The organism is Mesorhizobium sp. BR1-1-13 (genome assembly GCF_020165515.1).
In the GTDB taxonomy this organism is placed as follows: domain Bacteria; phylum Pseudomonadota; class Alphaproteobacteria; order Rhizobiales; family Rhizobiaceae; genus Mesorhizobium.
Window position 1 is genome coordinate 540,269 of sequence record NZ_JAIUIH010000002.1, and the last position, 20,802, is coordinate 561,070.

Annotated in this window: 24 protein-coding genes; 14 read left to right on the forward strand and 10 right to left on the reverse strand. The window is 62.3% G+C overall.

All coding sequences use genetic code 11. The features are described 5' to 3' along the window. Position 1 precedes the first annotated feature (1 nt). The 7 genes from LB533_RS06975 to uxuA form a co-directional block, all read right to left on the reverse strand. The gene (locus LB533_RS06975; protein WP_140638402.1) at positions 2–997 is read right to left on the reverse strand and encodes an ABC transporter permease; all 996 of its coding nucleotides are present in this window, start codon (positions 995–997) and stop codon (positions 2–4) included. Between the two features lie 3 nt (positions 998–1,000). After that, the gene (locus tag LB533_RS06980) at positions 1,001–2,533 is read right to left on the reverse strand and encodes a sugar ABC transporter ATP-binding protein (RefSeq protein WP_140638401.1); all 1,533 of its coding nucleotides are present in this window, start codon (positions 2,531–2,533) and stop codon (positions 1,001–1,003) included. Further along, complete coding sequence (locus LB533_RS06985) at positions 2,523–3,506, reverse strand: ABC transporter permease (protein WP_140638400.1); 984 nt, start codon at positions 3,504–3,506, stop codon at positions 2,523–2,525. The genes LB533_RS06980 and LB533_RS06985 overlap by 11 nt, the downstream gene beginning before the upstream one ends. Positions 3,507–3,638: 132 nt before the next feature. After that, the gene (locus tag LB533_RS06990; protein WP_140638399.1) at positions 3,639–4,667 is read right to left on the reverse strand and encodes a sugar ABC transporter substrate-binding protein; all 1,029 of its coding nucleotides are present in this window, start codon (positions 4,665–4,667) and stop codon (positions 3,639–3,641) included. A gap of 27 nt (positions 4,668–4,694) precedes the next feature. Beyond that, positions 4,695–5,546 (reverse strand): IclR family transcriptional regulator, encoded by an 852-nt coding sequence (locus tag LB533_RS06995; protein WP_140638398.1) that lies wholly within the window; start codon positions 5,544–5,546, stop codon positions 4,695–4,697. Next, a complete protein-coding gene (locus LB533_RS07000) occupies positions 5,546–6,694 on the reverse strand; it encodes an ABC transporter substrate-binding protein (protein WP_140638397.1) in 1,149 nt (382 codons plus the stop codon). The genes LB533_RS06995 and LB533_RS07000 overlap by 1 nt, the downstream gene beginning before the upstream one ends. A gap of 129 nt (positions 6,695–6,823) precedes the next feature. Next, positions 6,824–8,008, reverse strand: a complete 1,185-nt coding sequence (uxuA, locus tag LB533_RS07005; RefSeq protein ID WP_140638396.1) for a mannonate dehydratase — start codon at positions 8,006–8,008, stop codon at positions 6,824–6,826. A 134-nt stretch (positions 8,009–8,142) separates the two neighbouring features. On the opposite strand from uxuA, the gene LB533_RS07010 reads away from it, so the two are divergent. Genes LB533_RS07010 through LB533_RS07020 form a run of 3 tightly spaced genes read left to right on the forward strand, consistent with a single transcriptional unit; the run spans position 8,143 to position 10,823 of the window. Continuing rightward, the gene (locus tag LB533_RS07010) at positions 8,143–8,925 is read left to right on the forward strand and encodes a FadR/GntR family transcriptional regulator (protein WP_140638395.1); all 783 of its coding nucleotides are present in this window, start codon (positions 8,143–8,145) and stop codon (positions 8,923–8,925) included. Further along, complete coding sequence (locus LB533_RS07015) at positions 8,918–9,703, forward strand: SDR family NAD(P)-dependent oxidoreductase (protein WP_140638394.1); 786 nt, start codon at positions 8,918–8,920, stop codon at positions 9,701–9,703. Before LB533_RS07010 ends, LB533_RS07015 begins: the two co-directional genes overlap by 8 nt. Before the next feature lie 10 nt (positions 9,704–9,713). Beyond that, complete coding sequence (locus LB533_RS07020) at positions 9,714–10,823, forward strand: mannonate dehydratase (RefSeq protein WP_140638393.1); 1,110 nt, start codon at positions 9,714–9,716, stop codon at positions 10,821–10,823. 93 nt (positions 10,824–10,916) lie between these two features. On the opposite strand, the gene LB533_RS07025 is transcribed toward LB533_RS07020, so the two are convergent. Continuing rightward, the gene (locus LB533_RS07025) at positions 10,917–11,603 is read right to left on the reverse strand and encodes a DUF1236 domain-containing protein (RefSeq protein WP_224676953.1); all 687 of its coding nucleotides are present in this window, start codon (positions 11,601–11,603) and stop codon (positions 10,917–10,919) included. 365 nt (positions 11,604–11,968) lie between these two features. Here LB533_RS07025 and LB533_RS07030 point away from each other — a divergent pair, with 365 nt between their 5' ends. After that, positions 11,969–12,280: a DUF1236 domain-containing protein gene (locus LB533_RS07030; protein WP_181169287.1), complete on the forward strand. Its 312-nt coding sequence runs from the start codon at positions 11,969–11,971 to the stop codon at positions 12,278–12,280. Between the two features lie 140 nt (positions 12,281–12,420). On the opposite strand, the gene LB533_RS07035 is transcribed toward LB533_RS07030, so the two are convergent. Then, positions 12,421–12,642 (reverse strand): hypothetical protein, encoded by a 222-nt coding sequence (locus LB533_RS07035; protein WP_140638390.1) that lies wholly within the window; start codon positions 12,640–12,642, stop codon positions 12,421–12,423. 238 nt (positions 12,643–12,880) lie between these two features. Between LB533_RS07035 and LB533_RS07040 the strand changes: the two genes are divergently transcribed. The 5 genes from LB533_RS07040 to LB533_RS07060 all read left to right on the forward strand — a co-directional run bounded on the left by LB533_RS07040 (position 12,881) and on the right by LB533_RS07060 (position 15,933). Then, positions 12,881–13,270, forward strand: a complete 390-nt coding sequence (locus LB533_RS07040) for a response regulator (protein ID WP_140638389.1) — start codon at positions 12,881–12,883, stop codon at positions 13,268–13,270. Beyond that, positions 13,267–14,040 carry a Crp/Fnr family transcriptional regulator gene (locus LB533_RS07045; RefSeq protein WP_140497473.1) on the forward strand — a complete coding sequence of 258 codons (774 nt, stop codon included), beginning with the start codon at positions 13,267–13,269 and terminating at the stop codon, positions 14,038–14,040. Before LB533_RS07040 ends, LB533_RS07045 begins: the two co-directional genes overlap by 4 nt. A 97-nt stretch (positions 14,041–14,137) precedes the next feature. Continuing rightward, positions 14,138–14,419, forward strand: coding sequence for a hypothetical protein (locus LB533_RS07050; RefSeq protein WP_140638388.1), 282 nt, complete (start codon positions 14,138–14,140; stop codon positions 14,417–14,419). A 3-nt stretch (positions 14,420–14,422) separates the two neighbouring features. After that, positions 14,423–15,253, forward strand: coding sequence for a sensor histidine kinase (locus tag LB533_RS07055; protein ID WP_224676954.1), 831 nt, complete (start codon positions 14,423–14,425; stop codon positions 15,251–15,253). Between the two features lie 251 nt (positions 15,254–15,504). After that, positions 15,505–15,933: a hypothetical protein gene (locus LB533_RS07060; RefSeq protein ID WP_140515225.1), complete on the forward strand. Its 429-nt coding sequence runs from the start codon at positions 15,505–15,507 to the stop codon at positions 15,931–15,933. An 85-nt stretch (positions 15,934–16,018) separates the two neighbouring features. Here the strand turns inward: LB533_RS07060 and LB533_RS07065 are convergent, their stop codons facing one another. After that, positions 16,019–16,210 (reverse strand): DUF2934 domain-containing protein, encoded by a 192-nt coding sequence (locus tag LB533_RS07065; protein ID WP_224676955.1) that lies wholly within the window; start codon positions 16,208–16,210, stop codon positions 16,019–16,021. 308 nt (positions 16,211–16,518) lie between these two features. Here LB533_RS07065 and LB533_RS07070 point away from each other — a divergent pair, with 308 nt between their 5' ends. From LB533_RS07070 to LB533_RS07090, 5 genes are all read left to right on the forward strand, one after another. Further along, positions 16,519–18,516 (forward strand): erythromycin esterase family protein, encoded by a 1,998-nt coding sequence (locus LB533_RS07070; protein WP_224676956.1) that lies wholly within the window; start codon positions 16,519–16,521, stop codon positions 18,514–18,516. Between the two features lie 17 nt (positions 18,517–18,533). Continuing rightward, positions 18,534–18,683: a hypothetical protein gene (locus tag LB533_RS07075; protein ID WP_224676957.1), complete on the forward strand. Its 150-nt coding sequence runs from the start codon at positions 18,534–18,536 to the stop codon at positions 18,681–18,683. 85 nt (positions 18,684–18,768) lie between these two features. Beyond that, positions 18,769–19,227 (forward strand): DUF1772 domain-containing protein, encoded by a 459-nt coding sequence (locus tag LB533_RS07080; protein WP_224676958.1) that lies wholly within the window; start codon positions 18,769–18,771, stop codon positions 19,225–19,227. A gap of 117 nt (positions 19,228–19,344) precedes the next feature. After that, on the forward strand, positions 19,345–19,893 hold the full coding sequence (locus LB533_RS07085; protein WP_224676959.1) for a DUF6496 domain-containing protein: 549 nt from the start codon (positions 19,345–19,347) through the stop codon (positions 19,891–19,893). Between the two features lie 226 nt (positions 19,894–20,119). Then, on the forward strand, positions 20,120–20,638 hold the full coding sequence (locus LB533_RS07090) for a ferritin-like domain-containing protein (protein ID WP_140553414.1): 519 nt from the start codon (positions 20,120–20,122) through the stop codon (positions 20,636–20,638). Positions 20,639–20,802 lie beyond the last annotated feature (164 nt).

The following is a 20,802-nucleotide window of genomic DNA, read 5'->3' on the forward strand; positions in this document are numbered from 1 at the left end:
TTCAGCCTCCATTCGCACGCCGGCGTTTCGCCTCATCGAGGGCGACCGCGGCAATGATGATCATGCCGGTGATGACCAGCTGCCATTCGGTCGGCAGGCCAAGCCCGCGCAGCCCGTTGGACAGGAATTGCAGGATCAGCACACCGAGCGCCATGCCGGTCAGGCTGCCGATGCCGCCGGCAAGGCTGACCCCGCCGAGCACGGTGGCGGCAACCACCTGGAATTCGAAATTCAACCCCGCCGTATGCTGCGCCGAGCCGACCCGCGCGGCCAGGATGATGCCGGCGACCGTCGCCAGTAGCGCGCTGATGATGAAGCAGATGAACTTGACCCGCCGCACGTCGTAGCCTGCAAGGCGGGCCACTTCCTGATTGCCGCCGACGGCATAGATTTGCCGTCCGAACGGCCGGTGCTGCATCATGTAGGCGAAGGCTGCGAGCAGGACGATGGCGATGACGGCCGAATAGGGGATGACATTGAACAGGCGGCCATCCGACAGCGCGATGAAGCTGTCGAGGCTGGCATCGTCAGGGATCGCGCGCTGACCAGTGTAGAGATAGACGCCGCCGCGCATGATGAACATCGTGCCCAGCGTCACGATCAGCGAGTTGATGCCGGCATAGGCGGTGAGATAGCCGTTGACGACACCGATGATCAGCCCGAACAGCAGCGCGCCGCCGACGCCGAGCAGCAGCGAATTGGTGTCGTTCATGATGATGATCAGCGGCAGTGCAATGGTCGCCAGCAGCGATCCGATCGAGATGTCGACCTCGCCGGAAATGAAGACGATGGCGCAGCCAATGCCGGCGGTGAGCGCGAGCGAGGCCTGGCCAAGCACATTGGTCATATTGCGCACGGAGAAGAAATTCTCGACGGTGACCGAGAAGAAAGCCAGCACCAGCACGAGGCAGACCAGCAGCGCCAGTTCCTGCCGGGCAAAGAGCCGCGCCAGCACGGACGGCGGGGCTTTCGCGGAGACTGTATTCACAACGCTCATGATTTATCCGATCGCCGCATTGAGGATCTTCTCCTGCGTGGCTTCGTCGCGCGGCATGATCGCGGTCAGGCGGCCTTCGCACATCACCGCGACCCGGTCGGCAAGACCGAGCAGCTCCGGCATTTCCGACGTCATCATGACGACCGCCAGGCCTTCGCCGGCGAGCCGGTCGATCAGGGCGAATATCTCGGACTTGGCGCCGACATCGATGCCGCGGGTCGGCTCGTCGACGACGATGACCTTGAGGCCACGCATCAGCCAGCGCGAGATCAGCACCTTCTGCTGGTTGCCGCCAGACAGGTTCTTCACCTCTTGGAACAGGCTGGGCGTCTTGATGCGGAAGCGGTTGACGTAATCCTGCACCGCTTTGTGTTCCCTGGCCTTGTCGACGAAGCCCATGCGGGCGAAGGCGCCGAGCGAGGCGAGGCTGGCGTTCTGGTAGACAGGCAGCTCGCCCATCAGCCCTTCGCTCTTGCGATCCTCGGTGAGCAGACCGATGCCTAACCTGACGCCGGTGCGCGTATCGTGCGGCGAGAGGCGCTGACCGTCGACGGTGATCGTGCCCGAAGTGATCGGATCGTAACCGACGATCGCCTTGGCGAGTTCGGTGCGACCGGCGCCCATCAGCCCGAAGAAGCCGAGCACCTCGCCGGCGCGCGCCTCGAAGGACACGCCGTTGAGCTTCTTCGCCGTGCTGAGCTTGTCCACTGACAGGGCTACCTTGCTAGCCGGTGCGCCACGCTTGCGGGGAAACAGATTTTCGATGCGCCGGCCGATCATGTCCTGGATCAGCGTGTCGTTGGTGTGCTCGCCGATCGGCTTGGTCGAGATGTGGCGCCCGTCGCGCAGCACCGTCACCGTGTCGGCGATCTCGAACACTTCGTCGAGCTTGTGGCTGACATAGACCACCGCGATGCCGAGGCTGGCAAGCCGGCGGATGACGGTGAACAGCAGCGAAACCTCGTTCGGCGTCAGCGAGGATGTCGGCTCGTCCATCACCACCACACGGGCTTCATGAGCGAGCGCACGGGCGATCTCGACCATCTGCTGCTGACTGACCGGCAGCGAGCCGGTGCGCGCCGCCGGATCGACGTTGAAGCCGATGCGGTCGAAGAGCGCGGCTGAATCGGCGCGGATCTTCTTCCAGTCGATGGAGCCCGTCCTGCCGGTCGGATAGCCTTCCAGGAAGATGTTCTCGGCAACGGTGAATTCGGAGATCAGCGCGATCTCCTGGAACACGACCTTGATGCCTTGCTTCAAGCTGTCGCGCGGCGACTTGATGTCGACCTCGCCTCCGCGCATGCGAATGGAGCCGACGTCCTTGCCGTAGACGCCGGCCATGATCTTGATCAGTGTCGACTTGCCGGCGCCGTTCTCTCCCATCAGCGCATGAATCTTGCCGGGCTCCAGGGTGAAGTCGACATTGTCGAGCGCCACGACGCCGGGAAAGCGCTTGCCGATGCCGCGCAGTTCCAGCGCCGGCACATCGGTATCGATGGCCGCGCCTTCGCCAGGATGCAGGAAATCAACGGACATTGGCTCTGTTCCGGATGATGTCGAGATAGGTTGCCAGGATGATGACGATGCCCGGCACCACCATCTGCAAATCCTGGTTCCAGCCGAGGATGATGATGCCGTTGTCGATCACCTTCAGCACCAGAACGCCAAGCAAGGTACCGAACAGCGAACCGCGGCCGCCGAGCAGGCTGGTGCCGCCGAGGATGACGGCGGCAATCACCGTCAGCTCGAAGCCACGGCCGGCGGTAGGCTGGCCGGCATTCATCAGCGACGACAGGATCATGCCGGCAACACCGACGCACAGGCCGGTGACGACGAAGGCCAGCAGCTTGAGCCGTTCCGAGCGAATGCCTGACAGGCGCACCGCCTTTTCATTGGCGCCGACCGCGTAGAGGTAGCGGCCGAGCGTGGTGAAGCGCAGCGTCACATAGGCAACCACGAAGATCAGCGCCGCCAGGATGACGGGAACCGGCACGGGGCCGATATAGCCGGCGCCGAGATCGGTGAAGCTTGCCAATTGGTTGTGGTTCTGCACCGCCTCGCGCGTGAACAGATAGACGCCGCCCTGCAGCATCATCATCGTGCCGATGGTGGCGATCAGCGAATTCACCCTGAGCCTTGTGACGACCAGCCCATTGAACAGGCCGACGCCGCCGGCAAAGGCGAGCGCCGCCAGCATGCCGAGCGTAAGACTATGGGTTGCGTTGAGCACCGCCATGCCGATACAGCCGACGAAGGCGAGCGATGCGCCGACCGACAGGTCGACCTCGGCGGTGATGATGAGCATGGTCATGCCCGAGGCGACGATCAGCACCAGAGCGCATTGGCGCAGGATGGCGATGATGTTGGCCTCCGAATAGAATTGCGGCGCCGCCATCGAGATGGCGATACACAGCACGGCCAGGATTGCGCCCAGCACGAGCTGGCTGCTGCCCAGAAGGTTGCCGCCGATGAAACGCTTCGACGCGGAGGCCTGTGTAAGCTCGCTCATTTCAGTCCATTCCCGGCCGTTTGCCTGGTTCTTCTGGAACCTGTCGCGTCGAACCCGGCATTTGTCTTGGCCACCGAAAGGTCCTGACCGCCTGCCCTTCCCGCAACACGGGAAGGGCGATGTCGGCCGACCTTATTTCTTCAGGTCGGCGGAGGTCTTCATGCACTTTGCCGGCGGCTGCAACGCGTTGACGGCATCCCATTTGATGGTGCGGGTGGTGCCGTCATAGTCATAGAACTTCTTCCAGTCGTCGCCGTTCATCGGCGCGGTCGGGCTGACGATGTGCTCCGGCACTTCCTCATTGTTGAAAAGCTTCACCGCGGCATCGATGGCGGTAAAGCCTTCCTTCTCGGGGAACATCGCGGCTTCGATGCGGTAGGAAGGCTCGTTCTGCATCGCGTTGATGAAGGCAAGTCCCTCGCCGCCCGTGCCGACCGTCAACAGGCCATCCTGCGACTTGCCCGCCGCTTTCCAGGCCTGCAGGCCACCCAACGAAGACGAATCGTTGATGCCGTAGATGATGTTGATATCGGCGTTCTTGGCCAGTGCCGCGGAGGACACTTCGAGAGCGCGGTCCGGATTGCCGCCGCCGTCGAGATCGTGGACCATGACCGCGTCGGGGATGATGGTCTTCAGCCCGTCCATGAAGCCGTGCGAGCGCAGCACGGTGGCGGAAAGCAGCGGCAGGCCGACATTCATCACCTTGGCAACGCCGCCGAGCTTTTCCTTGGCGTATTTGCCGGCCTCCACGCCGGAGAAATAGCCGGTGTCGTAGTCGCAGATGGCGACCATGGTGGTCATGCCCTTGACCGGATTGCCTTCCAGCACGACCGGGACATTGGCGGCCTTGGCCTGGCGCAGCAGCGGCACCACGCCTTCCTCGTTCACCGGCGTGATGATCAGCACGTCGACGCCCTTGGCGATGAAGTCCTCGGCCGCAGCGACCTGCTTGGCGATGTCGAGATTAGCATCCTGCACCTCGACCTCGATACCGAGTTCCTTGCCGTGGGCCTTCATGCCCTTGATGACGTTCTGATACCACTCATGGGTGGCGTAGTTGGTGACGTAGCCGATGCGCTTGGGCATGTTCTCGGCATGCGCGGCGGCCCCGAGCGCCAGCACGGCGGCCGACGCAAACAGGATTGACTTGGACCAGAGCATTTTCTTCTCCCAGATTTATCGCTTTTGTTAGTCGCTGAACGGATAGTCCCGCCGTTCCGGGTCGGCACGTAAGGAGGTGGTGGCCTCGCCCCAGCCGAGTGCGGCCGATATCTTTTCGGCGGCGGCCCGGGTGCGTTCGAAGACAGTTTCAGGATCGAACCGCGCCGCCTTCTGCGGCAGCAGCGGCACGGTTAGCGCGGCGATGACGGCACCAGTGTGATCGCGTACAGGCATGGAGATGTTGGTGCAGGCCGCAACTGCCAAGGAAGCGCGCATCTCGTAGCCGAGCCTGGCGACCTCGTTCAGCCGCGCCTCGATTTCGGCCCGCGTGCCCTGCCCCTCACCGGCGGCCACGATGCGCTCGACGATGCGGTCGCGCTCGGCCCGGCTCGAATGGGCGAGCAGCACGGCACCCGAACTTGTTTCGAGGATCGGGAAATGCGACCCAAGTGCTACCGAGTAGCGCATCGGCAGCGGCGAATCGATCTGCAAAACCACCAGTGCGTTCTGGCCCTCGCGTACCACGAGGTGGCAGCTCTGGTCGGCATTGGCGGTCAATTCGCGCATCACCGGCAGAGCGCATTCCACCAGCCGGTTTACCGGCGGATGCATGTGCGCCAGTTCGAACAGCTTCAGCGACAGCCGGAAACGGTCCGACTGGGTGCGGAAGATATAACCCCGCTTCTCCAGCAGAAGCAGGATGCGGTAGATCTCGTGTATTGAGCGGCCGAGGCCGGTCGCGATCTCGGTCTGGGTCAGCGTTTCGGCGCTGGAGGCCATGAATTCCAGAACGTCGAGCGCCTTTTCCACCGCCGGCACGCGATAGCCGTTGCGGCCGCTTTCGCCCTCGTCGATCGTCTGGGCACCGCTGGCGGCCATCAGGCGACGCTCCGTTCCGGCTGGACTTGCCTGGTTTCGCGGTAGAGGTTGTTGACGTGGCCCGCGAGTTCGGTCGCCGACATATCACCGGCTATGGCGGCGGCGGCATGCGGCGCGCATTCGCGGAAGAAGGCGATGAAGCCCGGATGGGTCGGACGCAGATAGGACGAGGCGATCGTTCGCAGCGTCGAGCCGAAGAAATCGCCGGCAAGACGATTGACCCCGGCATCCTTCCAGGCCGCCAGCGAACCCGGTTGTCCGCCCGATTTCACATAGCCGCCGCGCTGGTATTCGGGCGAGCACAGGAACAGTGCGTAGTCGATCGCAGCCTGCTTGTGCTTCGATTGGGCGCTGACGCCGATGCCGGCACCGCCGAGCAAGGCGCCGGCGGCTTGCGGGGTGGGCACGTCGGCGAAGCGCAAATGGGGCCTATCCGGTTTCGAGGCGTAATTCACATAGCCGAAGGCGAACGGCACGTAGACAACGTCGTCATGCGCGATCATGTGGTCGTAGCAGCGGATCGGATTCCACTTCGACGAGTCCGGGTGCGAAAGCGCCGCAAGCCCGCGCAATTGTGCAATCGCCTGCTCGACCACTTCCTTCGCGATGAATTGCTCGCCATCTTCCTGGGGGCGGCCGAGCGTCAGAAGCAGGCACATGGCGTCGGTCGGCACAAAGGGCAGACCAAGCCATTTGCCGTCCCTGCGCGCACGCCGGCCAAGCTCCAGCACGTCCTGGTGCGTGCTGGGCACCGGCCCGTAGCGCTCCAGCAAATCCGGCCGATAGGAAGCAACCTGGCAGGCGGCATCGATCGGCAGCGCCCACTGGCGGCTGTTCTTCTGGTAGGAGCGCCAGGACGCACCGACTGAATCACGCTCGAAGAAATGGATCTGTTCGGCCGACAGATAAGCGTCGAACGGGACCATCAGTTCATCCTGCGCGATATCGCCGATGAAGGGATGATCGAACACGACAAGATCGTAAGTGCCGAGCACCGGGCCGAGCGCACCCTCACCGAATTCATAGAGGCTGCGGCGGTCCCATTGGATCTCCAGGCCGGGATGCGCGGCGCAATAGGACTCGATGCTGGCGTCCAGCGGACCCCAGCATCGTCTATGATCCCACGCCAATCCGCGCAGCTTCGTCATGCCACTTAAATCCTCCCGGCGCCGGCAATAACCGGCTCGCCATCGACACTAGCACTATTTTTCATATACGCAACTTGTTTTCATTTGCGCAAAAAGCGCATACATCCTCCCGACTGGCCGACGCGTGGTTCAAGCCAGATCGAAACGCTCCACGGCGCGCATGATGCCGCGCAGTTCAGCCAAACCCTTGAGCCGTCCGATAAGCGAATAGCCGGGATTGATCTTTTTCTTGCCGATGTCGTCGGCAAGCAGATGCCCATGGTCCGGACGCATCGGGATTTGCCAGTCAACCCGGCCTTCCTCGCGACGGCGCTTCTCTTCCTGCATCAACGCGAGGATGACATGCGCCATGTCTGTGCCGCCCTCGAGGTGTTCGGCTTCGTAGAAGGAGCCGTCCTCCTCGATGGTGATGTTGCGCAGATGGACGAAGTGGATGCGGGCGGCGAATTCCTTGACCATGGCGACGATGTCGTTGTCGGCGCGCGTGCCGTAGGAGCCGGTGCAGAAGGTCAGCCCATTGGCCGGGCTGTCGACGGCATTGAGGATGAAGCGCGCGTCCTCGGCAGTCGAAACGACGCGTGGCAGGCCATAGAGAGAGAAGGGCGGATCGTCGGGATGGATGCACATACGCACTCCCTCCTCTTCGGCCGCCGGAATGATCTCGCGCAGGAACCAGGCGAGATTGTCGCGCAGTTCCTTCGGGCCGATCGAATCGTATTCAGCCAGGGCTTCGCGAAAGCTGTCCCTGTTATAGCTGCGTTCGGTCGCCGGCAGGCCGGCGATGAGATTGCGCTCGATCCGGTCGATCTGCTCCGGCGTCAGCGTCTTCAGCCGCTTCTCGGCCTCGGCGATACGCGCCGGCGTGTAGCTTGCCGCACCATTCTTGCGCTGCAGCACGAAAAGATCGTAGGCCGCGAAATCGATAGCATCGAAGCGCAACGCATAGCCGGTTGTCGGCAGGCGATACATCAGGTCGGTGCGGGTCCAGTCCACCACCGGCATGAAATTATAACAGATCGTCTCGATGCCGGCCTTGGCGAGCGCCCGGATGCTGTCGCGGTAGTAGCCGGCATAGCGCTCGCGCTCGGGCGCGCCGATCTTGAAGGAATTGTGCACCGGAATGCTCTCGACGACCGACCATTTCAGGCCGGCCGCCTCGATGATCCGCTTGCGCTCGAGCACATCGGCCTCAGGCCAGGCGCGGCCGTCATAGATCTGGTGCAGCGCGGAGACAACGCCGGTGGCGCCGGCCTGCCTGACATGTTCAAGCGTCACCGGATCATCGGGACCATACCAGCGCCAGCACTGTTCCATGAAGCCTCCTCAGGATTGGTGGCGACCATATTGTCGGACCACAAGCCTGTCAACAGAACCTTTCCATCGCCAAGCGGTTGATTTCCTGCGGATCGAGCCATAGTCTGGTCCAACAAATAGCAAGGAGTTCTGCGGTGGAACAGGCGAGCCAGGATTGGGTGGAGGCGGCGGACGAAGCCGGGATCAGCAGTTCCGCCGTCGACCAGACCGTGCGGCAGATCCTCGACCTCATTCGCAATCGCGCCATGTCCATCGGCGATGTGCTGCCCACCGAACGGGAGCTTGGCGAACTGTTCGGCGCCAGCCGCAACACGATACGAGAGGCGCTGCGCACCATCCGCACCTATGGGCTGATCGATCCCAAGCCGCGCGTCGGCGCGGTGCTCGCCGATCGCCAGAACGTCGCGATCCAGAATTTTTTCGCCGCGCAAATGGACATATCGAAAACGTCCTTTCACGACATACAAGGATTTCGCCGCATCATCGAAGTGAGCGTCGGCGACCACATCATCCTCAATGCCAGTGCCGCCGAACTTGAAGCCCTTGACGAGGTCAATGGCCTGATCGAGACCAGCAAGGATGTCCAGGAAGCCGCGCAACGCGATTTCGATTTTCACCTGGCGCTGATGAAACTCGCCGGCAACCGCATGCTGGTGCAGACCTATCAGTTCCTGTCGCCGGTCATCCTGCACATCATGACCGTCGGCAAATCCATCCGGCCGGTGCTGAGCGAAACACGCCACGCGCATGGCGAGATCATCGCGGCGCTGCGCGTGCGCGACCGCATTGCCTACTGCTACCTGATGAGCCGGCATCTCGATTTCGGCTTGCGCTTCGTTCCCGACGACCTCGAAAACGCCCGTATCTCGGCAGCAAACCCAGTGCCGACATCTTCCAAGGATTTGCATCATGTCTGATTTTGAGAACAAGGTGGCGCTGATCACCGGCACGACCGGCATCGCGCTCGCCACTGCGAGCCGCCTGGCGCAAGGCGGCGCTGCGATCATCGCCTGCGGCATCGACCGGGCGGCCAATGCCGCCATGCAGGAAAGCCTAGCCAAGGCCGGAGCGAATGCGCTGGTGCAAACGGTGGATGTCTCCGTTTCCGACCAGGTGCGCGACGCGGTCGCAGCGGGCGTCGCGAGGTTCGGCGGCATCGATATCATCATCAATTCGGCGGCGGTCCACCCCTACGGCACGGCGACCACGACCGACTGGGAAACCTGGAACCGGGCAATGACGGTCAATGTCGGGTCGATCTACCTGACCGCGCATTTCGGCATTCCCGAAATGATCCGCCGAGGCGGCGGTGCCATCGTCAATGTCGCCTCGGTGCAGGGGTTCGCCTGCCAGCAGAACGTCGCCGCCTATGCCACGACCAAGGGCGCCATCCACACGCTGACGCGTTCGCTGGCGCTCGACTATGCCGCGGCCGGCATCCGGGTCAATTCGGTCAGCCCGGGCTCGATCCGCACGCCAATCCTCGAGAAGGCAGCGCGTGGCGACAGTGGCAGCGACGCCGATGTCGAAGAAGCCTACAGGCGCTTCGGCGCCGCCCATCCGCTCGGCCGGATCGGCGAGCCGGAGGAAGTGGCGGAACTCATCGCTTTCCTTTGTTCATCGAAAGCCGGCTTCTGCACCGGCGCGGACTACAAGATCGATGGCGGCCTCACCGCCGGCATCGGCGTCAAGTAGGGCGACGCGGATGAAGATCGGACTTGGCCTCTATCGCGATTCGCTGACGCCGGAGAATTTCCGCTTTGCCCGACAGGCCGGCGCAACGCATGTCGTTGCGCATCTGACCAACTATTTTCGCGGCCGCGATCCCTCGCTGTCGGCCGGCAGCGAAACGGATGGCTGGGGCGATTGTTCAACGGATCGATTGTGGAGCTACGAGGATTTCACCGGACTGGTGAAGACCGTACGCGACAATGGCCTGGAGATCGCCGGCATTGAAAATCTGTCGCCGCGCTTCTGGTCCGACGTACTGCTCGGCGGCCCCGACCGGGCGAGGCAGCTCGAAGGCCTCAAGCGGCTGGTGCGTGACGCCGGCCGGGCCGGCATTCCCTGCATAGGCTACAACTTCTCGATCGCGGGCGTGTGGGGCTGGCAGCGCGGGCCATTCGCGCGCGGCAACGCCATGTCCGTGGGGCTCGATTTGTCCAATATCGATCCCGACCTGCCGCTGCCCGACGGAGTGGTCTGGAATATGCGCTACCGACCGGGCCGAGCCGGTGCCGCGCCTGTCAGGGTCTCGCAAGAGGAATTGTGGGAGCGGCTTGGCGTCTTCCTGCGCGAAATCGTACCGGTGGCCGAAGAGGCCGGCGTCGTGATGGCTGCGCATCCGGACGACCCACCCGCCGAGGCGCTGCGCGGCACGGCGCGCCTCGTCAACCGGCCGCAGAAATATGATCGGCTGATGGATATCGTCGACTCGCCCGCCAACGGGCTGGAGCTCTGCCTCGGCTCGCTGCAGGAGATGCCGCAGACCGAGGAGATCTACAGCCATGTGCGCCGTTTCGCGCGGCGTGGCCGCATCGGCTATATCCATTTCCGCAATGTGCAGGGCAAAGTGCCGAAATATCACGAGACCTTCGTCGATGACGGCGACATCGACATGGCCGAGATCGTGCGTATTCTGCGCGACGAGAATTATCAAGGCGTCATGATACCCGATCACACGCCTGAGATGGCCTGCGACGCGCCATGGCACGCCGGCAAGGCCTTCGCATTGGGCTACATGCGCGCACTGGTGCAGAACGCTGACGCGCTAGGCCCGGTAGGCAGCCGGGCACCCGACATGGCAGCTGAGTGAATAGGGGACGCACGACTGACATTTTCGCGCCCGAAGGCGCCGCAAAAGCCCGCTTTCGATGGAGAGCGGGCTTTTGTTAGTCGGCTTCAGCTCCTAGCTCAGGATAGCGACGATCTCATATGAGTTCGGATCGACAATAACAATCCTGCCATCGGCCAGGAGGAAATATTCATAGCTCTCATAGGCAGGAACGATTTCGACGATCCGGTGCGGAAGTCGATGCAGCCGCACCTTCTGCTTCGGCACTTTCACGCCGACCGAAATGTCCACGTCGAGATTCGAGACCGGTTCCACCCTCGTCTCCCGGATGACGTTGGTGATTTCGGTCTTCTGCTCGACGGATATATTGTTGATTGAAGCGGTTGAACTCTGGTCCGTAGTCGTACCGGCCTTGCCTTGCGCCTGCTGGTCGGTCGTCGTACCGGCCTTGCCCTGCGCTTGCTGATCGGTAGTCGTACCGGCCTTGCCCTGCGCTTGCTGATCGGTAGTCGCGCCGGCTTTGCCCTGCGCCTGCTCGTCGGTCTTCATGCGGGGCTTGCCTTGCGCCTGCTGGTCGGTCTTTACGCCCGCCTTGCCCTGCGCCTGCTCGTCGGTCTTCATGAGGGGCTTGCCCTGCGCCTGCTCGTCGGTCTTTACGCCCGCTTTGCCCTGCGCCTGCTCGTCGGTCTTCATGCCGGCCTTGCCTTGCGCTTGCTCGTCGGTCTTTACGCCCGCCTTGCCTTGCGCCTGCTCATCGGTCTTCGCTCCGGCTTTGCCCTGCGCCTGCTCGTCGGTCTTCATGCCGGCCTTGCCTTGCGTCTGCTGCTCGGTGCTGCCGCCCTTCTGGCAATCGGCCGAGCCGGCTGCGCAAGTGTCTGCCCCACCCGATTGGGCCGCTTCGCCCGACTGCTGCTGGGTCTGCGCGATTGCCGCCCCACATCCGAGGGTAAGCGCTAACATGCTGGTGATCAGAGTGGTTCTCATGAGAAGTCTCCTAGGATGGCAGTCCCTTCGCGGCAAAACTTTGCCACCCCGCGATTGTTCCACCGAAGGCTAATATATTCCGGAGCGGATGGAACTGCCGGCATTTTGCGAAGTTCGGCGCATGGGGCGCACCTGCCGAAATGCCGGTGGCGTCGTCGGCTTGGCGCCCTGCGCAACATCTGATGGAGACAGAAGTGGAAAAATATCTACTGGGAACGGCAGTCGGCATCCTGTTTCTTGCGGGGGCCGGAGTGGCCGCGGCGCAAGATGTGGTCATCCAGCCGGAACAGGAAACCGTTATCAAGGAGTATGTGAAGAAGCAGCCCCTGGCCTCGGTCCAGCTGCCCGGCGTGGAGCTCAATATCGGATCCACCGTGCCCGATACGGTCGAACTTCATGAAGTTCCGGATGTGAAATACCGCTACGTCGTGGTCGACAATAGAACAGTTCTGGTCGACCCGGAAACCCGGAAAATCGTCCAGGTCCTTCAATGACCGCACGTTCCAAAGCGCCCGCCCCGGCATGCGTCGAGGCGGGCGACGTGCGTCAGGATTCTGTTTTCATGCATGTCTTTGTTTTCATGCGTGTCTTTGTTCCAAAACCAAGGCGTTTTGGACGACATGTATGGGCATGGCTACGACAGCAGGTCAAATGCGATGTTGCGGTGCTTTTGAATTGCTGAGCTGGCAACAATGTCCGCCAGTTCTTTGTCAGAGAGAGTGCATTCTGGCAGTTTGTAACGGATGGCTGACACCGCCTGGGCCGTGGAAATCGGCCATTCGAGATTTCTGCGGGAATTGATGTAGTGATCGACAGCCCGGATCAGTTCCTTCGAGGTCATATCGATCACAGGCATCGGTTCCTCCTCCTCGTTTTTTCCCCGGTTTTCTCACTGTGTTAACGGACGCCGAAGGCCGCCATCACAATTGTTAAAATGGCGGGCGAAAAGCTGTCGACTCCGAAAAAATAAATGACGGCAGGCGGTGGCCCGGGGTTCGCCTCCGGTTGCATCGGTGGAAATAGAACTGGGAGTGCAGCAGGTTGCGGTGTAGTGTCCCAAGTGACGGCCGCTGCAAAGGGAGAGTGCTTGCACCATGGACGGGGAAGCGGCGAAATCAGCCTTTCTGGGCGGGATTCGCGTTTTGATCGTGGAAGACGAATATTTTCTCGCCGATGACCTGCGTAAGGCTCTCGTCACACAAGGGGCGATAGTGCTCGGCCCGGTCGCCACAGCCGAGCCCGCAATCGAATTGCTGAACAGCGGTCAATGCGACTTTGCGATTCTCGATATCAACTTGCGCGGCGAGCAGACATTCGAGATTGCTCGCGAATCGTTGGCAAAAGGCGTTCCGATCGCCTTCGCCACCGGCTATGATCAGACGGCCATTCCAGCAGAGCTCGGCGGGATCAGGCGATTTGAAAAGCCTCTGGAATTCGGCAGCATTGTCGAGTTCGTTGCCGCGACGGCACACGATACGCAATGAACGAGAGAAGCGAGCCGGCGGTTGGCCTGAGAGCGAAGACCGCGCGGCACCCGCTTATCCGCAAGCTGTCCAATTTCACGGTCCTGTCCGTCGAAGAATGCGACGCCATCGAGAGCGCGACGACAAAGGTCGCCGAATTCGCCGCCGGCGATGACGTCATCCAAAGGGGTGACAGGACAGGCGGGGTCAACCTGCTGCTCGAAGGATTTGCCTGCCGCTACAAAATTCTCGAGGACGGTCGACGACAGATCCTTGCTTATTTGGTGCCGGGCGACCTTTGCGATCTTCACGTGTTCCTGCTGCGGCGCATGGACCACTCGATCGGTGCTCTCAGCCGCTCCAAGGTTGCGGCGATCCCGCAGAGCGCGATCCTCGGCTTCACCAACAGCTATCCCAATCTTACGCGGGCGCTCTGGTGGACCACGCTGCTCGACGAGGCGATCACCCGCGAATGGGTCGTCAACATCGGCCAGCGGACTGCTTATGAGCGGATGGCTCACCTTTTTTGCGAGCTGTTCCACAGGCTTCACGCAATTGGTGAAACGGCCGGCAAAAGCTATCCCCTACCGGTAACCCAGGCGACCCTGGGCGATACGCTCGGTCTTTCGAACGTGCACATCAACCGTACGCTTCAGGATCTCAGGCGCGACGGCCTCATTTCGTTCAACAACGGCACCGTAACGATCAAGAACCTGGCGAAACTGGAGGCGGCCGCCTTTTTCAATCCTGACTACCTTCATCTGTTGGACGTCAGGGAGCCTTTTGCATAACCAGGCACGGGCTCATCGAGTGGAGCGCAAAAATGAAGCATCATAGGGAACCTGGCCGGCTTCTGCCGGTTCGGCGTAACCGGAAGCGGTAGCGGCGATGGCCAAGCGCGATTTGATCGGCGGTTCGGTAGGTACGATCGATCCGCTGGGGTCGACTCTCAATGACATCGCTGGGGAGTTGGCCGCTGCGATCGCCTTCCATATTTCCGCCGACAGCGGCGGCATTAATGCTCCTGCCGGCTCGACGGTCTCATTTTCGCCGGCTGAAAACCGCGCGCGGCGGCACGAAAGCCAATCCTGGGCGCGTGAACGCGAGCCAAAGGCCGACGAGGCGATGCGCCTGGCACCGCGCATCATCGAGGAACGGTTGAAAGACTGACAGGTGGTTGGAAAAAGACCGCGCAAGAAAGACGTCACGGGTACATTCTCCCGTCCGCAAGGCCTGTCGGCCGAAGAAGGCGATGCTTCCGCGTCGACGCGGCTCAGCCATGTCGATGAACAGATCGACGAACGTGACGATCATATCGCCCGGCTCGAAGCCGAACTCCAGGTCACACGCGACCGCCTCCAGGCGACGAAGGCATTTGCCGCCGAATTGCAGCACCGCGTTCGCAACACGTTGAGCATTGTCCGTTCGATCGCTCGCCGGTCGGTTGAAAACAGCGACGATGTCGAGGACTATGCCTTTCACCTCGAGGGCCGCATCAATGCGCTTGCACGCACGCACAATGTGCTGATGCGATCGGCCTCGGCCACCGTGCAGCTTGACATGCTTGTCCTTGACGAGCTTGCGTCCCAAGGCGGCCGGACGGAAGATCAGTTCACCATAGATGGCCCGGATATTTCCTTGTCCGGAAAGGCGGCGGAGACCTTGGGCCTCGCGTTCCACGAACTCGCTACCAACTCGATGAAATATGGCGCGCTGTCGGCAGCCGACAAATCAATCAGCGTAAGCTGGAAAGTGGATGGCACGGCCGCCAGACAGGAGCTGAAGATCCGCTGGATCGAGGAGCTGCATGGTCCGGCAGCAATACCTGCGCGACGCGGCTTCGGATCCGAGCTGATCGAAAAGGTGGTGCCCTACGAGATCGGCGGAGCTGGCTCGCTGCGCTTCACCGATGCCGAGGTGATCTGCACGATGGATATCCCCCTCTCGAACGAAATTCACCCCAGCAGAAGCCTGGAGGAGCCGTCCGACGATCTCCAGCATTGAACACCGACACTCCTGCGCCGGAAAGGCGGCCGGGGCCAGGAGCGTGGAGTTGGAAGGGGCTGACCCAACACCGACCGAGGTGACGCAACGGCTCCGGGTTGCCGAGCTGCCGCCGCACCGGGCTTCAAATTCTCAAAATGATGGAACTTCAGCGACAACAAAGAGTTCGGAGCGCGGCGACGGCGAGCGCGCTGTCGTGATCTCGCGACTCACCTTGAAGCGGGAGGAACCTGGATCAACAGGAGCTGACCATGAAGTCCCATACACTCGAACAACTACACGCAATCGCGGAAGTTGATACGGTGTGCCCGACAATGACGCGGAACCAACGCCTGGAGCGCTGGGCAAGTCTTCTTGAGCGTCATCCTGAACGGCGCCTCGGAGCGCTTCCGGGCACCGAATATATGAGTCCCGACATGCGTGAAAACGCCTACTGCGTGCAATCCCCCATCAGCGTCGCGTTCGAAGATCCAATACTGCGGGCGCAGGGTCTGGAAGGCGACACCTATGGCGAGGCAAAGCGCTTTTTCGAACTGTCCAACTGGCAGTTGCACAACATCGTCTGTGATTGCCACGTCGGTGCGACCATGAAAGCCGGGTGGGTCGCCGTTCGCGTGCGCGCCGCCATGGGCGAAGGTTTCAATATATTCGCCAGGCTCAGGGCGCTGCTCGGACGTTGACCGAAAAGCCGTCTCAATGCGTCGACGGAATAACAGTCGGTCGACGCATTTTTCCTCCTTGGCGGCAATGACGTCTGACGTCGCTTCAGGAGCTTGGAGGCTCCGACCCGCGGCCGATGGTCGGATCGGGCACTACCGAACCGCGCTCGGCTTCCGATCCTTCCGCCTCTATTTCCTGCACGGCCTGGTCCCAATGCTCCTGCTCTCGGCCCTGCGGGTGGCCTTCGCGCTCCCAGATCTCGTAGGCTCGTCGCTTTATGAGTTCTTCCTTTTCCATTGGAAACTCCTCCTGCGCGCCCCAATCTCCGACAGACCGCTTTGTTCCCTCCGGGAACAAAGGCAACGCTTTGGAGCGATCCGGACCAGCCGCCCCGGAGCGACACGGAACCCTTGGGGGATTGGGTCGTTTCCGAGCATCGGCGCGGTGGTGGATGACTTGGAAATGCTCGCCGCCCGAACTCTTGGCGACGAACACGCCAATGATGTGCCTGCGCCACGCATTGCCGCCCTGTGTGGCCTCGGCCAATCAAAGCCTTGCAGCGGGACCCCAAAAGGCGGACGCGGCACAAATATGGGCTTGAGATCATGACTATTGTCTTTGCGGATCGTCGCGAGGCCGGACGCGTTCTTGCTGGTAAGCTCGGCCACTTCGCAGCGCGCGATGATGTCACCGTGCTGGCGCTGCCACGCGGCGGCGTGCCTGTCGCCTACGAAGTCGCACAGGCATTGAAGGCACCGCTCGACGTTTTCGTCGTGCGCAAGCTCGGCGTTCCCGGTTACGAAGAGTTGGCCATGGGCGCAATCGCGACCTCCGGCGTGCGCGTCCTGAACGACGAGGTCGTCGAAGGCCTCGCCGTGCCGCCCCATGTCATCGACGCGGTCGCAGCCAGCGAGGAGAGGGAGCTTTTACGCCGCGAGCGCCTCTATCGCGGCGAACGGATACCGCTCCTGGTGGATGGACGAATCGTCATCCTCGTGGATGATGGGCTCGCTACGGGATCGACCATGCGCGCGGCGGTCAGGGCGCTGCGGCAGAAGCAGCCCGCCCGCATTGTTGCGGCCGTTCCAGTCGGCAGTCCCGACATCTGCGAGGCGATGGAGAGCGAGGCCGACGAGGTCGTCTGTGCGACGACGCCGCAGCCACTCATCGGGGTGGGGCGCTGGTATGAGGACTTCTCCCAGACGAGCGACGACGAGGTCCGCGCCCTTCTCGTAGAGGCCGGACGACTCGCGCCATCCAAGCCATCCAAGCAGGATGCGCCGCAGGGCACGGCAGGCCGATGGCGCAAACGCATCGTTCGGCTCTCCGGAGACGCGCGAGACTACGACCAGCTTTTGGAGACGATCGGCGAGGCGCGCTTCGTGCTGCTCGGCGAAGCTTCGCACGGCACGCATGAGTTCTATGAAGAGCGCGCGCGGATCACGCAGCGGCTGATCGAGGAGAAGGGTTTTGCCGCTGTCGCGATTGAAGCCGACTGGCCCGACACGTACCGGGTCAACCGCTATGTCCAGGGAGCAGGCGAGGATATTGACGCCGAAGAGGCGCTCGCGGATTTCCGGCGCTTCCCGACCTGGATGTGGCGGAACAGGGTCGTCGTCGATTTCGTCGAATGGCTACGCCGGCACAATGAAGGCGCCGGCAAGGGCAATTCGAAAGTCGGGCTTTACGGGCTCGACCTCTATGCCCTGCACGGCGCGATGAAGGCGGTGCTGCGCTATCTCGAAAAGGCCGACCCGGCCGCGGCACAGGTCGCGCGCCGTCGCTATGCCTGTTTCGACCATTTCGGCCCTGACCCGCAGGCCTATGGCTTCATAGCCGGCAATGAGGTCGACAGGTCTTGCCAGGAGGCCGTGGTCGCACAGCTGGTCGAGATGCTGAAGCGGCGCCCGGCGGAGGCCAAGCCGCGCGAAGGCGCCGGCGCGGACGAACTTTTCGCGGCACAGCAGAACGCCCGTCTCGTGAAGAATGCGGAGGCCTATTATCGCGCCATGTTCCTGGCGCCCGAATCGACCTGGAACCTGCGCGACCGGCATATGGCCGAGACGTTCGAAGCCCTCGCCGCTCATCTCCGCCAGATCGGGCGATCGCAGAAGATCGTTGTCTGGGCGCATAACTCCCATCTCGGCGACGCCAGGGCGACGGACAGGAGCCTGCGTGGCGAGATCAACCTCGGACAACTCATTCGCGAGAAGCACGAACGCGAGGTCTTCCTGGTCGGCTTCACGACGTATCAAGGAACGGTGACGGCCGCCTCGGACTGGGACGGCCCGGCGGACCGCAAGGCCGTCCGGCCCGCCTTGGCGCGCAGCTATGAGGCGCTGCTGCATTCTGTCTCGGTCGATCGCTTCCAGCTCGATCTGCGCGACGACGGCGAAGCGCTGCCGCGACGGCTCCTGGAACGCGCGATCGGCGTCATCTACCGCCCCGAGACCGAACGGGCCAGCCACTGTTTCCATGCCGATCTTGCCGCGCAGTTCGACGCGCTGCTGCATTTCGACGAGACGCGGGCGGTCGAGCCGCTGGAACGCAGCTCGCAATGGGATGCCGGCGAACTCGCGGAGACCTATCCGTTCGGCGTGTAAGGATCGATCCAGCGCAGATGGAGATCGACATGGTCTCAGACCTGAAGACAAATGAGAAGGCTGTGCAGGTTCCCGCCGGCGGCGCAACGCTTGCAGGCAACCTGTCGCTGCCCCAGGACACAAATGGGCTCGCGATCCAATGGTTCCTGCGCCAACTGCCCGCGTGACGCCGGCGCCAACGCCATCGCCTCATCAGAGAGTCAGATCGATTGGGTCGTCGGCGCGTTAAAAATCATTCGCGGAGAAGGTTCCATGACAGTCAGGTTTCTGCAATTTCTCGCCATTGTCATTTCGGCCCTCGCTCTCGTCCCGGCAGGGGCTCATCTCGCCGCTCTTCCCAACAAGATATCTCTGCCGCAGCCGGAATATTTCACCGTCCAGGGCATCTATTACCGATGGGCGATCCTCGGCTTGCTCTGGCCGACCGCGCTGATCATGAACGCATTGCTGGCGATCTCCGCGCGCTCACAGGCCTGGCCGTTTTGGCTCGCCCTGCTCGCGGCGCTCTGTTTCGCGATCATGCTTGCGATCTTCGTTGTCTGGACGCTCCCTGCCAACCAGGCGACGCAGAACTGGACGACAGTTCCTGCAAACTGGGAAGCGCTCAGGCGGCAATGGGAATATTCTCATGCGGCAAACACCGCGATTGTATTCGCAGCGCTCTGTCTCACGACGATGTCGGCGCTCTCGTGGCGTCCGGCCGGTCCGTAGATCTTCGCCGGAGCAAGTCTCTTTTCCTCCGGATCATTTGCGCCATCGACGCGTTAGGTTTTCTGGTCCCGACGTCGCACCGCCACCAGTCCCGCCGTATCCAACAAGGAGAAAGCGATGCCGGATAAGAAAACCATCGAGAAGGCGCAAAAAGGCAGGCGCGAGGGTAAGTCGCCCACCACGCAGGCCGGCGAGTTCGTGCATGACGAGATCGAGAAGATCCGTCGCGGCAAGCACGGCGCGCGCTCTACCAAGCAGGCGATCGCCATCGGCCTTTCGGAGGCGCGGCGCGCCGGCGTCGACCTGCCTCCGCCTAAGAAACGAAGCGTCAAGGAGAGCACCCGCAAGAGCGCCGAATACGCCTATGAAGTTGGCCAGGGCGAACGTAAGCCAAAACGCCGCCCCAAGGTCTCGAAGGCCGTTTCCGAGGTTCTCGAGCACGAACCCAAGAGCACGGCATCCCATGAGGCGCTCTCAAGACAGACCAAACAGGCGGCGTCGCGCCGGACGGCCGAGGAGCGCTCGGCCGCAGCCAAGAAGGCCTCGGAGACGAAGGGCGCTGCCGGCCGGTCCGCCGCCGCACGCAAGGCGGTCCGCACCAAGGGTGCTGCCGGCAGAAAGAAAGCAGCGCAGAAGGCCGCCAGCACGCGTACCGGCCGAAGCTAGAAGGTCGAAGACCCGCCACGCACTCTCTCCAGCCGGCTGGTGACAGGTAGCTGGACCGCAGCCAGCCTCAAACGATGCGCACTATGGCGGCTGGCACAGTGCGATCGTGTGAGATGCGGCCGTCCTTGTTTGTCTCGATCCGGCGGGAACAACGGCCCGTGTTCAAGGTTATGGAAAAGCTGCACCGGTGGTGGAGCTTTCACGACAACCTTAGGGAGACGAAAACATGGCGACTGCGAAGAAGGCGGCGACGAAAGGGCTGGAAGCCCTGTTCCTCGACGGGCTGAAGGACATCTATTACGCCGAAAAGAAAATACTCAAGGCGCTGCCCAAAATGGCCAAGGGCGCCGAGTCCGAGGAGGTCGCGGCGGCATTCGAGAAACATCGCGTGGAAACCGAAGGCCAGGTCGACCGCCTCGAACAGGTGTTCGAGCTGATGGACAAGCCGGCCCGCGGCAAGACCTGTCCGGCGATCGACGGCATTCTCGAAGAGGGGTCGGAGATTCTCGACGACTATAAGGGCGACCCAGCATTGGATGCAGGACTGGTCGGAGCGGCACAGGCGGTCGAGCACTATGAAATCGCGCGCTACGGCACGTTGATCGCGTGGGCCGAACAGCTTGGCAAGAGCGACGCGGTCAAGCTCCTCAACGAGACGCTCAAAGAGGAAATGGCAACCGATGAAGCGCTTACAGGCTTGGGCGAAGGCGGGGTCAATGAGCGCGCTCTTGAGAAAGCCGCTTAGCCGCGGGGCGGCCCGGCGCTAAGCGCCCGGCGGCCTTCCCGTCCAGAGCGGGATGCGTTCGAGTTGAATTGCGCGTCTCGCTCTGGATTTGGCTGCCGGGAACCCGCCTCGACAAGACACGTTGCTAAATCATCGAACTTTACAGGAGGATCCGCGCAATACCG

What these genes read in the sequence shown, in the direction of transcription:
- LB533_RS07000 (WP_140638397.1), bottom strand. Translation starts at nt 6,694, where the DNA reads ATGACGAAGCTGCGCGGATTGGCGTGGGATCATAGACGATGCTGGGGT.
- LB533_RS06980 (WP_140638401.1), bottom strand. Translation starts at nt 2,533, where the DNA reads ATGTCCGTTGATTTCCTGCATCCTGGCGAAGGCGCGGCCATCGATACC.
- LB533_RS07080 (WP_224676958.1), top strand. Translation starts at nt 18,769, where the DNA reads ATGACAGTCAGGTTTCTGCAATTTCTCGCCATTGTCATTTCGGCCCTC.
- LB533_RS07035 (WP_140638390.1), bottom strand. Translation starts at nt 12,642, where the DNA reads ATGCCTGTGATCGATATGACCTCGAAGGAACTGATCCGGGCTGTCGAT.
- LB533_RS07090 (WP_140553414.1), top strand. Translation starts at nt 20,120, where the DNA reads ATGGCGACTGCGAAGAAGGCGGCGACGAAAGGGCTGGAAGCCCTGTTC.
- uxuA (WP_140638396.1), bottom strand. Translation starts at nt 8,008, where the DNA reads ATGGAACAGTGCTGGCGCTGGTATGGTCCCGATGATCCGGTGACGCTT.
- LB533_RS07060 (WP_140515225.1), top strand. Translation starts at nt 15,505, where the DNA reads ATGAAGTCCCATACACTCGAACAACTACACGCAATCGCGGAAGTTGAT.
- LB533_RS07045 (WP_140497473.1), top strand. Translation starts at nt 13,267, where the DNA reads ATGAACGAGAGAAGCGAGCCGGCGGTTGGCCTGAGAGCGAAGACCGCG.
- LB533_RS07085 (WP_224676959.1), top strand. Translation starts at nt 19,345, where the DNA reads ATGCCGGATAAGAAAACCATCGAGAAGGCGCAAAAAGGCAGGCGCGAG.
- LB533_RS07015 (WP_140638394.1), top strand. Translation starts at nt 8,918, where the DNA reads ATGTCTGATTTTGAGAACAAGGTGGCGCTGATCACCGGCACGACCGGC.
- LB533_RS06975 (WP_140638402.1), bottom strand. Translation starts at nt 997, where the DNA reads ATGAGCGTTGTGAATACAGTCTCCGCGAAAGCCCCGCCGTCCGTGCTG.
- LB533_RS07050 (WP_140638388.1), top strand. Translation starts at nt 14,138, where the DNA reads ATGGCCAAGCGCGATTTGATCGGCGGTTCGGTAGGTACGATCGATCCG.
- LB533_RS07040 (WP_140638389.1), top strand. Translation starts at nt 12,881, where the DNA reads ATGGACGGGGAAGCGGCGAAATCAGCCTTTCTGGGCGGGATTCGCGTT.
- LB533_RS06990 (WP_140638399.1), bottom strand. Translation starts at nt 4,667, where the DNA reads ATGCTCTGGTCCAAGTCAATCCTGTTTGCGTCGGCCGCCGTGCTGGCG.
- LB533_RS06995 (WP_140638398.1), bottom strand. Translation starts at nt 5,546, where the DNA reads ATGGCCGCCAGCGGTGCCCAGACGATCGACGAGGGCGAAAGCGGCCGC.
- LB533_RS07070 (WP_224676956.1), top strand. Translation starts at nt 16,519, where the DNA reads ATGACTATTGTCTTTGCGGATCGTCGCGAGGCCGGACGCGTTCTTGCT.
- LB533_RS07075 (WP_224676957.1), top strand. Translation starts at nt 18,534, where the DNA reads ATGGAGATCGACATGGTCTCAGACCTGAAGACAAATGAGAAGGCTGTG.
- LB533_RS07065 (WP_224676955.1), bottom strand. Translation starts at nt 16,210, where the DNA reads ATGGAAAAGGAAGAACTCATAAAGCGACGAGCCTACGAGATCTGGGAG.
- LB533_RS07030 (WP_181169287.1), top strand. Translation starts at nt 11,969, where the DNA reads ATGGAGACAGAAGTGGAAAAATATCTACTGGGAACGGCAGTCGGCATC.
- LB533_RS07020 (WP_140638393.1), top strand. Translation starts at nt 9,714, where the DNA reads ATGAAGATCGGACTTGGCCTCTATCGCGATTCGCTGACGCCGGAGAAT.
- LB533_RS06985 (WP_140638400.1), bottom strand. Translation starts at nt 3,506, where the DNA reads ATGAGCGAGCTTACACAGGCCTCCGCGTCGAAGCGTTTCATCGGCGGC.
- LB533_RS07025 (WP_224676953.1), bottom strand. Translation starts at nt 11,603, where the DNA reads ATGAAGACCGACGAGCAGGCGCAGGGCAAAGCCGGAGCGAAGACCGAT.